The 14004-nt window shown below is 70.8% G+C and carries 18 protein-coding genes; 9 read left to right on the top strand and 9 right to left on the bottom strand.

What is annotated here, in order from left to right; genetic code table 11:
• Positions 1-217 precede the first annotated feature (217 nt).
• From helR to ACFHWT_RS09945, 3 genes are read left to right on the top strand one after another with little or no spacing between them, the layout of a single operon-like run.
• On the top strand, positions 218-2404 hold the full coding sequence (gene helR, locus ACFHWT_RS09955) for an RNA polymerase recycling motor ATPase HelR (RefSeq protein ID WP_416594323.1): 2187 nt from the start codon (positions 218-220) through the stop codon (positions 2402-2404).
• A 46-nt stretch (positions 2405-2450) separates the two neighbouring features.
• A complete protein-coding gene (locus tag ACFHWT_RS09950) occupies positions 2451-2924 on the top strand; it encodes a hypothetical protein (protein WP_416594322.1) in 474 nt (157 codons plus the stop codon).
• A gap of 1 nt (position 2925) precedes the next feature.
• On the top strand, positions 2926-3852 hold the full coding sequence (locus ACFHWT_RS09945) for an alpha/beta fold hydrolase (protein WP_416594321.1): 927 nt from the start codon (positions 2926-2928) through the stop codon (positions 3850-3852).
• 15 nt (positions 3853-3867) lie between these two features.
• On the opposite strand, the gene ACFHWT_RS09940 is transcribed toward ACFHWT_RS09945, so the two are convergent.
• Positions 3868-4440 carry a TetR/AcrR family transcriptional regulator gene (locus ACFHWT_RS09940; protein WP_416594320.1) on the bottom strand — a complete coding sequence of 191 codons (573 nt, stop codon included), beginning with the start codon at positions 4438-4440 and terminating at the stop codon, positions 3868-3870.
• Positions 4441-4585: 145 nt separating this feature from the next.
• On the opposite strand from ACFHWT_RS09940, the gene ACFHWT_RS09935 reads away from it, so the two are divergent.
• The 4 genes from ACFHWT_RS09935 to ACFHWT_RS09920 are packed head-to-tail and all read left to right on the top strand — an operon-like array spanning position 4586 to position 6654.
• Positions 4586-5260, top strand: a complete 675-nt coding sequence (locus tag ACFHWT_RS09935) for an NADPH-dependent F420 reductase (RefSeq protein ID WP_416594319.1) — start codon at positions 4586-4588, stop codon at positions 5258-5260.
• 12 nt (positions 5261-5272) lie between these two features.
• Positions 5273-5983: a DNA alkylation repair protein gene (locus ACFHWT_RS09930; RefSeq protein ID WP_416594318.1), complete on the top strand. Its 711-nt coding sequence runs from the start codon at positions 5273-5275 to the stop codon at positions 5981-5983.
• A gap of 2 nt (positions 5984-5985) precedes the next feature.
• Positions 5986-6144 carry a hypothetical protein gene (locus ACFHWT_RS09925; protein WP_416594317.1) on the top strand — a complete coding sequence of 53 codons (159 nt, stop codon included), beginning with the start codon at positions 5986-5988 and terminating at the stop codon, positions 6142-6144.
• A gap of 15 nt (positions 6145-6159) precedes the next feature.
• The gene (locus tag ACFHWT_RS09920) at positions 6160-6654 is read left to right on the top strand and encodes a class I SAM-dependent methyltransferase (RefSeq protein ID WP_416594316.1); all 495 of its coding nucleotides are present in this window, start codon (positions 6160-6162) and stop codon (positions 6652-6654) included.
• A 60-nt stretch (positions 6655-6714) separates the two neighbouring features.
• Here the strand turns inward: ACFHWT_RS09920 and ACFHWT_RS09915 are convergent, their stop codons facing one another.
• From ACFHWT_RS09915 to ACFHWT_RS09890, 6 genes are all read right to left on the bottom strand, one after another.
• Positions 6715-7146: an SHOCT-like domain-containing protein gene (locus ACFHWT_RS09915; RefSeq protein WP_416594315.1), complete on the bottom strand. Its 432-nt coding sequence runs from the start codon at positions 7144-7146 to the stop codon at positions 6715-6717.
• A 20-nt stretch (positions 7147-7166) separates the two neighbouring features.
• Entirely contained in the window at positions 7167-7427 is a 261-nt protein-coding gene (locus ACFHWT_RS09910) for a hypothetical protein (protein ID WP_416594314.1), read from the bottom strand.
• Entirely contained in the window at positions 7424-7804 is a 381-nt protein-coding gene (locus ACFHWT_RS09905) for a DUF2089 domain-containing protein (RefSeq protein WP_416594313.1), read from the bottom strand. Before ACFHWT_RS09905 ends, ACFHWT_RS09910 begins: the two co-directional genes overlap by 4 nt.
• 241 nt (positions 7805-8045) lie before the next feature.
• A complete protein-coding gene (locus tag ACFHWT_RS09900; RefSeq protein WP_416594312.1) occupies positions 8046-8579 on the bottom strand; it encodes a cellulose binding domain-containing protein in 534 nt (177 codons plus the stop codon).
• The gene (locus ACFHWT_RS09895) at positions 8567-9022 is read right to left on the bottom strand and encodes a hypothetical protein (RefSeq protein ID WP_416594311.1); all 456 of its coding nucleotides are present in this window, start codon (positions 9020-9022) and stop codon (positions 8567-8569) included. The genes ACFHWT_RS09900 and ACFHWT_RS09895 overlap by 13 nt, the downstream gene beginning before the upstream one ends.
• Positions 9023-9065: 43 nt before the next feature.
• Entirely contained in the window at positions 9066-10670 is a 1605-nt protein-coding gene (locus ACFHWT_RS09890; protein WP_416594413.1) for a glycoside hydrolase family 27 protein, read from the bottom strand.
• 393 nt (positions 10671-11063) lie between these two features.
• Here ACFHWT_RS09890 and ACFHWT_RS09885 point away from each other — a divergent pair, with 393 nt between their 5' ends.
• Together ACFHWT_RS09885 and ACFHWT_RS09880 are read left to right on the top strand one after the other, a co-directional pair.
• Entirely contained in the window at positions 11064-11201 is a 138-nt protein-coding gene (locus ACFHWT_RS09885; protein WP_416594310.1) for a hypothetical protein, read from the top strand.
• Between the two features lie 226 nt (positions 11202-11427).
• Positions 11428-12579: a glycoside hydrolase family 11 protein gene (locus ACFHWT_RS09880; RefSeq protein WP_416594309.1), complete on the top strand. Its 1152-nt coding sequence runs from the start codon at positions 11428-11430 to the stop codon at positions 12577-12579.
• A 77-nt stretch (positions 12580-12656) separates the two neighbouring features.
• On the opposite strand, the gene ACFHWT_RS09875 is transcribed toward ACFHWT_RS09880, so the two are convergent.
• Positions 12657-13412 (bottom strand): GOLPH3/VPS74 family protein, encoded by a 756-nt coding sequence (locus ACFHWT_RS09875; RefSeq protein WP_416594308.1) that lies wholly within the window; start codon positions 13410-13412, stop codon positions 12657-12659.
• Positions 13409-13795 carry a hypothetical protein gene (locus ACFHWT_RS09870; protein WP_416594307.1) on the bottom strand — a complete coding sequence of 129 codons (387 nt, stop codon included), beginning with the start codon at positions 13793-13795 and terminating at the stop codon, positions 13409-13411. The genes ACFHWT_RS09875 and ACFHWT_RS09870 overlap by 4 nt, the downstream gene beginning before the upstream one ends.
• Between the last annotated feature and the right edge of the window lie 209 nt (positions 13796-14004).

Below are 14004 nucleotides of genomic sequence, written 5' to 3'. Positions count from 1 at the left end.
CGCCGATGCTACCCGCAGTAGGAACATTGCGCCGTCACCACCGAAGCGGCCGATGGGTCGGAGCTTTCATTGAGCTTCACTGCCGCCAGTATCAACATATAACGCATAGGGGGTCTTGCGGCAAGACCCGGGTCGTAGCGCACAATCGCGTTCCTACTCCAGTTCTCCGGCATTTCTTGCCGGCCACTGGACGCTGCGCTTTTCCGCCGACCCGAGAATGGAGCTGATCGAGGTGCGCCCGCTGACCACCAGCGCTTTCGATCTCCCCGACCGGCCGCACGCCAAGGCCGACCCTAAACTGATCGCCGACGACGAACGGCATTTCGCGGCCGTCGCACACCGCCTCGACCAGCTGGCCACCGACCTTTCGGAGCGGCTCGACGCGGCCCGGAAGGCACCGGCCGGCGGGGGCCAGCGGGCGGTGGACCGCGACCAGGAGGTCCGTCGGCTCACCGTACGGCTGCGGGCGCTGCGCCGGTTCGGCCTCGACCTGTGTCTCGGCCGGATGGTCCCCGACGGCGGCGGGGGCGGGGGCGAGACGGTGTACGTCGGACGGCAGGGGCTGACCGACGACACCGGCCGTCAACTGCTGCTCGACTGGCGCTCCCCCGCCGCCGAGCCGTTCTTCGGCGCCACCCACGGCAACCCGATGGGCCTGGCCAGCCGTCGGCGTTACCACTGGACGATGGGCCGGATCAGCGACTACTGGGACGAGGTGTTCAGCGCCGACGCGCTCGACGGGCACGTCGCCCTCGACGAGCAGTCCGCCTTCATCGCCAGCCTCGGCGGGCACCGGTCGGACCAGATGCGCAACGTGCTGGCCACCATCGCCGCCGACCAGGACGCCATCATCCGTGCCGGTTCGTCAGGTGCCCTCGTCGTCGACGGCGGACCCGGCACCGGCAAGACGGTCGTCGCCCTGCACCGCACCGCGTACCTGCGCTACCACGACCCCCGACTCGGCCAGCGTCGCGGCGGGGTGCTGTTCGTCGGACCGCACCAGCCCTATCTGGCGTACGTCGCCGACGTCCTGCCCAACCTCGGCGAGGACGACGTGCAGACCTGCACCCTGGCCGGCCTGGTCGCCGAGGGTGCAGGCGCAGCGGCCGAACCCGACCCTGAGGTGGCCCGGCTGAAGTCGTCGGCGCGGTGGGAGGCGGCGGTCGAGGCGGCCGTCCGGTTCTACGAGGAGCCGCCGCAGACCGCGATGACGGTGGCCACCGGTTGGACCGAGCTGACCCTCACTCCCGACGACTGGGCGGACGCGTTCGCCGCACCCGGGCCGGGCGTGCCGCACAACGAGGCCCGTGAGCAGATCATGGACGGACTGCTGACCATCCTGGTCGGCCGCTACGACGGCGACGAGCCGGAAGACCAGGTCCGCGCCGCACTGGAACAGAACCGGTCGCTGCGTACGGCGGTCAACCGGGCCTGGCCGCTGCTCGACCCGGCCGACATCGTCGCCGATCTGTGGTCGGTCCCGGCCTACCTGCGCCGGTGCGCGCCGTGGCTCGACCCGGCCGATATCCGTACGCTGCAGCGCGCCGACGCACGGGCCTGGACGGTCGAAGACCTGCCGCTGCTGGACGCGGCCCGGCTGCGCCTCGGCGACGCGCAGGCGTCCGACCGCGAGCGGCGGCACCGGGCGGCGGTGACCGTCGAACGGGTCCACCGGGCCCGGGTGATCGACGACCTGCTCGACGCGCACAGCTACGACGACGGCGAAGGCGTCCTGGCGATGCTGCGCCACCAGGATCTGCAGGAAACGCTGATCGACGAGACGGGCGGGCCGGACGCCGACCCGGACGCGTTGGCCGGCCCGTTCGCGCACATCGTGGTCGACGAGGCGCAGGAGTTGACCGACGCTCAGTGGCAGATGCTGCTGCGCCGCTGCCCGTCGCGCAGTTTCACCATCGTCGGTGACCGCGCCCAGGCCCGGCACGGCTTCACCGAGTCGTGGCCGGACCGGCTCGCCCGGGTCGGCCTGGATCGGAGCGACGTCGCCACCCTGACGGTCAACTACCGGACGCCGGCCGAGATCATGGCGTACGCCGAACCGGTGATCCGCGCCGCGCTGCCGGATGCCAACGTGCCGACCTCGATCCGACACGGTGGCGTCCCGGTCACGCAGCGGCCGGTCGCCGACCTGCGGCAGATCCTGGACGGCTGGCTGGCCGACCACGTCGACGGCACGGTATGCGTGATCGGCGTACCGCCGGTCGATGTCGCCGCCCTGCCGGCGACGCCCCGGGTCCGGTCGCTGACTCCGGAGCTGGCCAAGGGGCTCGAGTTCGACCTGGTGGTGGTGGTCGACCCGGCGTCGTTCGGCGACGGGGTCACCGGCGCGGTCGACCGGTACGTGGCGATGACCCGGGCCACCGGGCAACTCGTCGTGCTCACTTGACGGCCATCGTCAAGTACTTGACGATGGCCGTCAAGACGGTGCCGTCGTGGCCGTACCGACCCACGCCGAACTCGCCGACCACCTGGTGCGACAGATCGACATCAGGCTGGTCGACCCGCTGGAGATCCTGCTCGACGACCCGCTCGACGACCTGCGCGGCCGCGCTCACCACCGGGCGGGCGCCCTCGCCACCGCACTGCTCGACGGCGACGACCCCGCCGCGCTGCACACGGCTATCCGGCTCTACAGCAGCCTGCACCCCGGCGACGGGCCGTTCGACCCGCCCGTCGCGTGGTGGCGCACCCCGCTCGGCCAGGTCGTCGCCGCCCGGTTCGGCCACCCGGCGGCGGCCGGCGTCTCGCTGCCGGTCGCCGGGGCGATGCTCGGCATCAGCCGCCAGGGCGTACACGACCTGGTCCGACGCGGCAAGCTCGACCGCCACCCGGACGGTGGCGTCACCTCGGACTCGATCCGCGACCGGCTCCGCACCCAGCCGGCCCCACCCGCCACGAGGAGCTGACATGGCACCCGCACCGGCCACCGTCGACCACATCGTCAACACCGGACACACCACGATCGCCGTACGGGACACCGGCGGCGACCAACCGCCGCTGATGCTGCTGCACGGCGCCGGCGGCAACCTCGCCTGGCTGTCGGTGCTCGCCGGGCACCTCGCCGACCGGCACCGGGTGGTCACCGTCGACCTGCCCGGCCACGGCCACTCCGGTGAACTGCCGGCCTGGGAGTGGGACGCGGTGCTCGACGGGCTCGACGCCGTCGTCGACACCTTGGGTCTGACCGACCCGGCGGTGGCCGGCTCGTCGCTCGGCGGCATGATCGGCGCGCTCTGGGCCACCCGCCACCCGAGCTGCCCCGGCGTGGTCAGCCTGGACGGCAACCCGGCGCCGACCCGCCCCGAGCAGCTGCCCGGTCTCGACCCGGCGCACGCCGCCGCCGAACTGGACCGGCTGCACGCCGCGTTCACCACGATGGCTGAGGCGATGGCCCGCCCGGTCCCGCCGGGCCAGCTCGCCACGATCCGCCAGGCCCAGCTCGCCGACCTGACGCGGCACGGCGGCACCGCCGCCGACTGGACCGAAGCGGTCGCCCGCAACGAGACGACCGTGGTCGGCGAGACCTGGCTCCGACCGCTGCCGGCGACCCTGGCCTCGCTGCGCCCGGCGATGGACTCACTCGACCTGCCGGCCGTCCACCGGGCGGCCCGCTGCCCGCTGCTGCTGGTGCTCGCCACCACCGACCTGCCAGAGCAGCAGCCGTACGCCGAGCTCTACGCCGCGTACCGGCGCTGGCAGGTCGAGACGTCGCGCGCCGTCGCGGCCGACAATCCGTTGGTACGCGTACAGCCGCTCGACGGCGCAAGTCACGCCATGATCGCCGAGGACTCGGTGGGAATCGCCGACCTCGTCGCCGACTTCGTCACCCGTTGAGGACTGCGCCGCAGGTCAGGCCCTCGCTCTGATGCCGTCCAGGGCCATGGCCAGGACCCGGTCGCGCTGGGCCTCCTGCACGAAGTTGGCTCCGCTGACGCCGTTGACCAGGAAGAGCACATCGTCGAAGGTGACGTCGGCGCGGGCTGCGCCGGCGCGCTGGGCGCGTTCGAGCAGCGGCCGTCCGGCGGCGTGGATGATCTCCCGGCCGGAGACGAACATCGCCTCGTTGTGGGCGATCGCGTCGTACACGGCCTTCTTGGTCGTGGCGTAGCTGACGAACTGGCGCAGCCAGCTCTCCAGCGCGTCCCACGGGTCGAGGTGGTCGAGGTCGGCGGCGGTCCGGGCCAGGGTCTGCACCTCGTCGAGGTAGGCGGCCTCGAACAGGTGCTGGCGGGTCGGGAAGTTGCGGTAGAGGGTGGCGATGTTGACGCCGGCGCGCCGGGCGATGCCCTCCAGGGAGGCCCCGGAGCCATCGGCGGCGAACGCCTCGCGGGCGGCCGACAGGAGGGCGTCGAAGTTGCGGCGTGCGTCGGCCCGCTGCGGCCGGCGCACGGTCATGCGCGGCTCTGGCTCGGTGGCGGCCATCACAGTCCCCTCGGCGGTACACGGTTGCTAAACGCAGGCACTCCTGCGCTAAAGTCAAGGAGCCCCTTCGCTACATGGGCCGTTCCCACTCTAGCCAGCGGGGAGTCACCCGACCCTCGCTGCTCCCGACAAATCAGGAGCCACCATGAGCACGATCGGTTTCATCGGCAGCGGCAAGATCGGCGGCACGCTCGCGCGACTGGCCGTGGACGCCGGACACGACGTCGTCCTCAGCAACAGCCGGGGACCGGACACCCTGCGGGACCTGGTCACCCAGCTCGGACCGCAGGCTCGTGCCGCGACGCCCGGCGAGGCCGCCCGAGCCGGCGACGTCGTCATGGTGACGATCCCACTCGAGGTTTACCGCGATGTCCCCGTCGCGCCGCTACGCGACACGGTCGTCATCGACACCATGAACTACTACCCGCAGCGCGACGGCAACTTCCCCGAACTCGACGCCGACCGCACCACCGTCGGCGAACTGCTCCAGGCCCACCTGCCCGAGTCGCTCGTCGTGAAGGCGTTCAGCAACATCTTCTTCAAACACCTGCCACGCTCGGCCGGCCCGCCGGCGCCGCCGACCGCAGCGCCATCGCCATCGCCGGTGACGACCCCACCGCGAAGGCCACCGTCGCCGCCCTCATCGACACCCTCGGCTACGACGTCCACGACGCGGGTGCCCTCGCTGACAGCCGCCGGTTCGGCCCCGGTACGCCGGCCCACCACGCCTACCTCGACCCGGACGGCATGTTCACCGCCCCCGGCCGGCCGGCCGACGCCGCCCGGCTCGCCGCACTCCTCGACAGCAACTGACCGGTAGATTCGGCGGTCGATGGCCACCTGTGACGATGTCCGCCGGGCACTCGCCGACCTCGCCGACCCGGCGCGGGCCGAGCAGACCCGCCGGTTCCTGCAGATGCAACCCGGTGGGTACGGCGAGGGCGACCGGGCGCTCGGCGTACCCGTGCCGGACCAGCGCCGGGTGGCCGGTCGGTACTGGCGTGACCTGTCGTTGGCCGAGACGACCCGGCTGCTGACCAGCGAGGTGCACGAGGAGCGGCTGACCGCGATCTTCATCCTGGTCCGGATGTTCGACAAGGGCAGGCAGCGGCAGCGGGCCGCCATCTTCGACACCGTGCTGGCCCACACGGACCGGATCGACAACTGGGACCTGGTCGACTCGTGCGCCCCGTACATCGTCGGGCCGTGGCTGTTGGACACCGACCGGACGGTGCTGGACCGGCTGGCCGCCTCCGAGCTGGTCTGGGACCGGCGGATCGCGATCATCGCGACGTTCGCCTTCATCCGGGTCGGGGACTTCGACTGGACGTTGCGGCTGGCCGAGCGGCTGCTGCACGACCCGCACGACCTGATCCACAAGGCCGTCGGCTGGATGCTGCGCGAGGTCGGCAACCGCGACCGTACGGTGGCCGAGACGTTCCTGACCCGGCACCAACGCGACATGCCGAGGGTGATGCTGCGGTACGCCATCGAGAAGTTCGAGCCGCAGCGTCGCGCGGTGTACCTCGCCGGCACGGCCTGACCGTGCCAGTGTCCACCTCACCTGCCCGGCCCGACTTGCGGGGCGTCCGGCTTGCCTACGACACCGTGGCCGGCGACTACGCGGCCCGCATGCCGGACACCCGCGTTGAGGCACCGCTGGATCTCGCCATGATCGACACCTTCGCCGAGGCGGTCCGCTGAGGCGTCGACCCGCTGGTGCTCGACGCGGGCTGCGGTGCGGGTCGGATGAGCCGGTATCTCGCCGACCGGGACTGTCGAGTGGTCGGGGTCGACCTGTCACCAGGCATGATCGCCATGGCCCGCCGCGACCACCGAGCGCTGCCGTTCGCCGTCGGCTCGCTGGCCGACCTCCCGTTCCCAGACGAGCTGTTCGGCGGCGTACTGCTGTGGTATTCGACGATCCACACGCCACCGGCCGGTCAGGGCCGCGTCTTCGCCGAGGCCGCCAGGGTGCTGCGCCCGGGAGGCCAACTGCTCGTCGGGTTCCAGGCCGGCGACGGTACGCGCGACGTCGCCGCGACGTACCGCCGGTTCGGCCACGACATCGTGCTTGAGCGGCACCTCGTCACCCCGGACCAGGTCGCCGCCTGGATCGAGGCGGCCGGCCTGCGTGAGGTGTGCCGCCTCTTGCGCCGCGCCCAGGGTGCCGAACGCGACGACCAAGCGGTCCTGCTGGCTACGGCGCGGTGACCGTCGGCTGCCCGCCCGGCCCCGTGGTCCGGGCGGGCAGCCGACGCGGTCGCGGCGACGTCATTCGCAGAAGACCTTCACCTTGGCGTCGGGCTGGTCGACGTCGACGGTGAGGTCGTCGAGCTGCTCGACCAGATCCTCGATGTGCTGCGGCTTGAGCTGGGTGAGGTCGATCGGCACCCCCGACTTGCCCAGCTCGGCGTTGACGTGGGCGAGCGCCTGCGGCGGGATCAGGCTGGTCAGCCGGACACCGGCGCGCAGCAGCTGCAACGGGACCCGTACGTTGATCCGGCCCGGCCCGTCACCGCCGGAGCCCTCAGCCGAGTCCACGACGACCCGCAGGTACTTCGGTCGGGCCTTCGGACGGGTTGCGCCGGCAGGCGACGGCTCGGGCTGCTCCCGGTCGAGGGCGTCCATCAGCTGCTCGGCCTCGGCGGCGGTGATCTTGCCTTCGGCCAGCATCTCCAGGATCTGGCGGCGTTGTTCGTCCATCTCGGGCTTCTCCTTTGCTGTCATCTGACAATCACGAGCAGGGCCGTGCGGCCCTGCGCGAACTCGACGCGGGCGCCGGGCAGCGCCCACAGCAGACCTCCGGCGGCGCGCAGCGCACCGGCCGGGCTGATCCGGTGGATCAGGCAGGCGATCAGGCCGCCGGCCAGGGCGATCGCCAGCAGTGGCGACAGCATCAGCAGCACCGGTAGGACCGGGATCCACAGCCGCCGCCGGCGACCGTCGCTCTGACGCCAGCGCACCGTCACCAGCTGCGGGATCATCGGGGGCCGTCCAGCTCGGCCAGCGCCTGTCGGACGGTGATCTCGCCCCGGCGCAGCCGGTCGACGACCTCGGCGCTGGCCGATGTCGGGCCGGTGTCGGCGATGTCGAGCTGCTCGACGAAATCGAGCTGCTCGGCGATGCGGTTGAGCCGGGACTTGACCGTCGGGTAGCTCACCCCGAAGATCCGCTCCATCTCCTTGATCGACCCGTGCGACCGGACGAACGCGGCGACGAAGACCTGGTCGTCGGCGCTGAGCTGGGCCAGCTGCGGCGGCTCGAACTGGCCCTCGACGGCGACGCCGCTGTCGGCCAGCCGCACCCGCTCGACCACGAACGGCTGTCCGCGGGTCAGGTCGGTCAACTCCTGCCAGTCCACTGCTCGGCTCCCCTGATCTCGGCGATGTGCTCGCCACTCATTTGTACCTCACTTTTCTCGTCTGTACCACATCTTGATCTTGATTTTCTTGAAGTTGATCTTGAATTATCTTATTTCGCCAGCTCAGCAGCCCACATATGCCACTGGCGGCGGATCCACCCGCCTGTCGGACGCGCGGGACGCGTCGACAGGTGAGGGATCCGCCGCCAGTCGCGGGGAGCGGGTCGAGGACCCGGTACGGTTACGGGCTGCTGCAGCTCACCGTCGGGCTCGACGCGGAGCCGGTGCCGAGGAACCCGAAGGTCGCCGTACCGTCGGCCGGCAGTTGGCCGTTGTACTCGACGTTACGGACGGTCACGATCGACCCGCTGACGCTCAGCGCGCCGTTCCAGCTCTGGCTGATGCCCTGACCACCGGCGAGGGTCCACCGGGTGGTCCAGCCGTTGATCGCCGCGCTACCGGCCCGGACGGTGACCTCGCCCTGGAAGCCGCCCGGCCACGAGCCGATGGTCTGGTACGTCGCGATGCACGCACCGGTCGCGGGCGGCGGGGTGGTCGGACCCGGCGGTGGAGTCGTCGGGTCCGGACCCGGCGTGGCACCGAACTGGGTGAAGAAGTCCCAGGTCTCCCCCGGCAGCCAGGTCCGGGTACCGCTGTCACCGGGGGCACCGTCCTGCGGCGCGGCGATGTGGCCGCCGTCGAACGCCGCCCACACCACCGGGTAACCGGCCCGGCAACCCGAGTACGTGGTGGTGCGGTGGGTCAGGCTGCCCACCGCCGGCTCCGGCGGGTTCTGCGGCGGGTGCTGTTGTTGGCCAGCCGACGCAGCCCGTAGTAGGACCAGACGTCCCGCTGCACGGTCTGTCCGGTGTCGACGTCGACCGCCGTGCCGCCCCACCAGTGGAAACCAAGGACCAGGCGGTACGGCTGATTCTGCTGGTAGTTGTCCGGCAGCCGCAGAATGTAGCTGCGGGACCGACCGCCGCTCTGGATCGTACGGGTGCCGCTGGCCAGCCCCGGCGCGCGGCCGCAACCGGCCGTCGCAGCGGTGATGCCGACGGCGTCGCCCGACGCGGCGGTGCCGGCCGACGCGGCCTCGCTGGTATCGGCGGCCGACGCGGTCCCGCCGAGCGCCGCACCCACGGTGGTGACGGTGAGCGCCGCGACCAGCAGCGCCGCGACACCGACCGGTCGGAACAAGGATCTGGGTCTACGCATCAGGATCTCCCAGTGACGCGGTGAGTGGGTGGGGGCCTGTCGGCTACGCGCGGCTCCAGCGCTGGTTGGCGTTGCCGTGGCAGGTCCAGACGATCACCGGGGTGCCGTTCGCCGTCCCGTTGCTGTCCACGTCCAGGCACAGCGACGGGAACTGGACACTGCTCACCGTGCCGTTGCCGTTGAGCGTCCACTGCTGGTTGGCACCGCCGTGGCAGTCCCAGACCACGACCCTGGAGCCGTTGGTCGCGTTGGTCGGGATGTCCAGGCACTTACCGAGGACCCGCAGGCTCTGACCGTCCTGGGTGATCTGCTGGTTGGCGTTGCCGTGGCAGTCCCAGATCAGCGTCCCGGTGCCGTTGGCGGTGTTGGAGTTGTCCAGGTCGAGGCAGCGGCCGGCCGACTCGCTGCGCAGCCGGAACGTGGTCGGGGTCGGCGGGTCGACGGTGCCGCCGCCGCTGACCCGGTAGACCACTGTGCCGTGCGCCGGGACGCTCGCCGAGATGTTGCCGGAAGTGGTCGACGTACCGTTGGTCCACGCGTCCAGCAGGGTGAACGAAGAGCCGGTCTTGCCGATCGCCGCCGCCGTGGTGGAGACCGTCGTGGTCGAGCTGCCCTGGTTGAACAGGGCGACCGCGACGTCGCCGTTGGCCAGCCGCTTGGCCAGCACCCGCCGGGCGCCGTCGTTGGAGATCTGGACCGCCTGCAGCCCGAGGGAGTCCTGGTTGATGGCGATCAGATTCTGGTTGCGCAGGATGTTCAGCGTCGCCGTGCTGGCCGAGCGCAGGTCGTTGCCCATCATCAGCGGGGCGGCCATGATCGCCCAAAGCGCGAAATGGCTGCGCATCTCGGTGTCGGTCATGCCGCCGTTGCCGACCTCCATCATGTCCGGGTCGTTGAACCCGCCCGGTCCGGCGTAGCCAGCCAGTGGCACGTTGACGTCGACGATGTTCTTGACGCCCATCGGGTAGCCGTTGGTCTGGCCGCTGTCCCACGTGTTGGTGATGTCCTCGGTGGTCCGCCAGAGGTTGGCCACGTCGCTCCAGTTGCGCTGCGGCCCGGTCTTCTCGTGGATGCTGTTGGAGTTGATGCTGTAGACGATTGGCCGGCCGGTGGAGGCCAGCGCGTCGCGCATGATGCTGAACCGGGCCACCTGGTCGTTGATGGTGCCGGTCGGCGAGCACCAGTCGTACTTGAGGTAGTCCACGCCCCAGGCGGCGAACTGCCGGGCGTCCTGATATTCATGGTTGAGGCTGCCGGTGGCGCCGGGGAACGAGCCGAAGTACTGGGCGCAGGTCCGGTCCAACGGCACCTGGTAGATGCCGAACAGCAGGCCACGGGAGTGCAGGTAGTCGCCGAGGGCCTTCATGCCGCTGGGGAACCGTTCCGGATGGGCCTGCAGGTTGCCCTGCGCGTCGCGGTTCGGGTTGAACCAGCAGTCGTCGACGACGACGTACTTGTAGCCGAGATCGCGCAGCCCGTGATTGACGATGGCGTCGGCCATCTGGCGGATCAGGGTCTCGTTGATGTTGCAGCCGAAGGTGTTCCAGGTGTTCCACCCCATCGGCGGCGTACGGGCCACCCCGTTGTCCAGCGCCTGTGCCGGGGTGGGGGCCACGCCTTCACTCGCCACGGTCGTCGCGAGCGTCATCGCGAGCACGCCCAGGACCGCAGTAAGCCACTTCTTGGGTTTCCACACGTGCTACTCCTTGTCTACCGGTGTCGACCGGTGGCGGATGGACATCGCCACGGCGGTCGGGCAGCCGGCACCGGAGGCGGGACGGCTGTCACCGGCGTGCGGCCGGTGGTGCGGCCGGTGACCTGCAGGCCGTCCCGTCGGGTCGGGTCCGGTCGGAGCCCGTGATGCGGATGCCGGGCGACGTCACGAAGGTGTCAGCAATGTTAACGCTGACATCGGTCGGTGTAAATGAATTAGAGTGACGTGCCACCCAGGCCGACGACCGGGCCGTGGTGAGCGATCACATCAACCGCCACCTCGGCGACGCGCCCGGACCGGATCGAGAACACCTACGGCAGACGGCAGGTGACCACGCGCATCGAGGCGTTCCGCGACGAGGTCGCCACCCGCATCCCCGCGCACACCCGCACTGACCGCACGTACCAGGTGCCGGCGTCGGTCTGGCTGGTCGGTGGCGCCGGTCGGGCAAGAAGTCTTGACTGATGCCGTAGGGCCAGATAACGATGCCGGTAAATATAGATGCTGCCTTGTCATCTCGAGTCCCGAAGGGTCACGGTGACACCGAAGCAGCAGTGGCGCGCCCACAGCCAGCGGTCCTGCAGTTCCGTCCACCCTGGCGCGGCACCGGCGGGTGGTGGCGGTCGTCCCTCGACCGCACCCACCCCCGCCGGTTGCTTCGCGCCGCCTCGCACAAGGAGAAGCACGCGAAATGAAGAACGTCCCCCCGCAACTTGAGAGCCGCCGACGCGGCCGGCTCCGCAGAATGCTCATCAGCGGTGCCTGCGCCGTAGCGTTGGTCACGACCGGCACCGCCGCGCTCCTGGCCAGCCCCGCCCACGCCGAAGCCGACCGGCAGGTCTGCTCGAACACCACCGGCACCCACAACGGGTTCTACTTCTCGTTCTGGAAAGACAGCGGCGACGCCTGCATGGTGCTGCGCGAGAACGGCCGGTACTCCAGCTCTTGGGGCAGAAGCACCAACAACTGGGTCGGCGGCAAGGGCTGGGCCACCGGCAGCCGCCGGACGATCAGCTACTCGGGCAGCTACAACCCGGGCAACAACAACACCTACCTCGCCCTGTACGGATGGACCCGCAACCCGCTGATCGAGTACTACATCGTCGAGAACTTCGGCAGCTACAACCCGAGCAGCGGCGCGCAGCGGCTCGGTTCGGTGACCACCGACGGCGGCACCTACGACATTCTGCGCAGCCAGCGGGTCAACGCGCCGTCGATCGACGGGACCCAGACGTTCTACCAGTACTGGAGCGTCCGCCAGCAGAAGCGCACCGGCGGCACCATCACCACCGCCAACCACTTCGACGCCTGGGCACGTGCCGGCCTCAACCTCGGCAGCAGTTGGGCCTACCAGGTCATGGCGACCGAGGGCTACCAGAGCCAGGGAAGCTCCGACATCACCGTCTGGGAAGGCGGCAGCGGCAACCCCGGCAACCCGGGAAACCCCTCCAACCCACCGTCCGGTTCCGGCCAGATGATCGTCGGTCAGCAGTCCGGCCGGTGTCTCGACGTCCCGAACGCGAGCACCACCAACGGCACCCAGCTGCAGTTGTACGACTGCTGGGGTGGCGCCAACCAGCGGTTCACCCAGACCTCGAGCAGGCAGCTGACGGTGAACGGCAAGTGCCTGGACGCCTCAGGTGGCGGAACCAGCAACGGCACACCCGTGATCATCTATGACTGCCACGGCGGCGCGAACCAGCAGTGGAACGTCTCCAACGGCACCATCACCAGCGCGCAGTCAGGGTTGTGCCTCGATGCCGGCGGCAGCGGTAACGGGGCGATGATTCAGCTGTACAGCTGCTGGGGCGGCGCCAACCAGCAGTGGAGTCTCCGGAACTGACCCCTCGCCTCGGGGCCAGGCACTCACGGGTCTGGCCCCGAGGCATGCGCCTGGGCCGGCGGGGCCGGCGGTCGCGGTCACCGCCGGCCCCGCCGGCCGTGCCGGCTCCGTCGGTCATGCTGACTGTGCCGGCTCCATCCGTCGGTGGCGGCAAGATGCCGCACCAGCTGATCGACCCCCGGTGGTACGGGCGTGAGCAGCTGCCGCAGCTGCCGACGGGCGGTCAACGTGTCCACGCCGAGAATGTGGCCGCCGAGTCCGGTTGCCACACAGAGTCGGGCCAACGTGCTGTCGTGCACGCTGAGACGGGTGCGGCGGCGTACCCGCATCGACAACCGCGCCCACGGCCAGGCCGCGACGTTCGTGTCGACCGGCGGGTAGACGGTGTCCCGACGCCACCAGCGGCGGACCGTGCGGGGCCGCACCAGCCCGGCAGCCGTGAGCCGGTCGGCGACACTGCGGTACGCGTGCCCGGCGAGCCGGTCGATCCAGGCGGCCGGTGGGTGCGGTGTGTCGGTGTCGATCCAGCGCAGCACCGTACGCCCCCACGGGTCGACGGCACCCGGCGCGGCCGTGCCGGTGACGACCATGCCGGACACGGCGACCGCGACCGCGCTGGCGAGGGCCAGGTCGGCGAGGATCGCGGTGGCCAGCCCACGCCCGACGACTCCGGCTGGGGCGCGCAGTCGGCCGGTGACGTCGTCGTGGGCGATCAGGAACAGTTCGTCGGCGAGCCGACCGGCGGGCGGCAACGGTACGGCCGGCTCCGCCAGCGGTGCCGGTGTCGACGATGGGGTCGACCAGTCGCGGGTGCGGGTGCGGTAGACGGTCACCGGCCGGCCCGCCTCGTCCACGCCAGGAACCGGGTGAACAGGTCCCCCGGCGTCGCCTCCTCCGGCAGGTCGGCGATCGCCTCGGCCATCCGCTCGGCCGCGTACATGCTGTGGGAGATCGGGTCCAGGTTCGCGGTCAACTCGGCCCGCGCGTACCCGCACGGCCAGTCGACCCGCGGCCCACACCCCGAACAGGACCAGACCGGCCGTACGGGCACATGCGGCACGTCGTCGCGGCCGGTCACCGCCGCTGCACCCGGGCCTGGGTGCGCCACCGCCGCCCGCGTGGGCCCGACTGCGGCGGAGCCGGTGGTGGTGGCGTGGTGCCCCAGGTTCGGTCGATCGGGGCGGTGCAGTCCCGGCAGGTCAACGTCTGCCCGCACACCGGACACCACCGGTGCCGACACCGGCACAACACAAACCCACCCACCACGCCAACCAGCCCGGCCAGCACGCAGACCACTGTTGTGAGGAGGAGGCACATGACGTTCTCCAATCTCCGTACGGGTTTGGGCTTGCCGCCGCCAGCGACGGGGCCTGTTCCAGCAGCGCCCCTCCTCCGGCTGGGGCACCGTCGAGCAGATCACCGACG

Source organism: Micromonospora sp. LOL_021 (assembly GCF_048060215.1).
Taxonomy (GTDB): Bacteria; Actinomycetota; Actinomycetes; order Mycobacteriales; family Micromonosporaceae; genus Micromonospora_E.
This window is presented reverse-complemented; position numbering and strand designations above follow the sequence as displayed.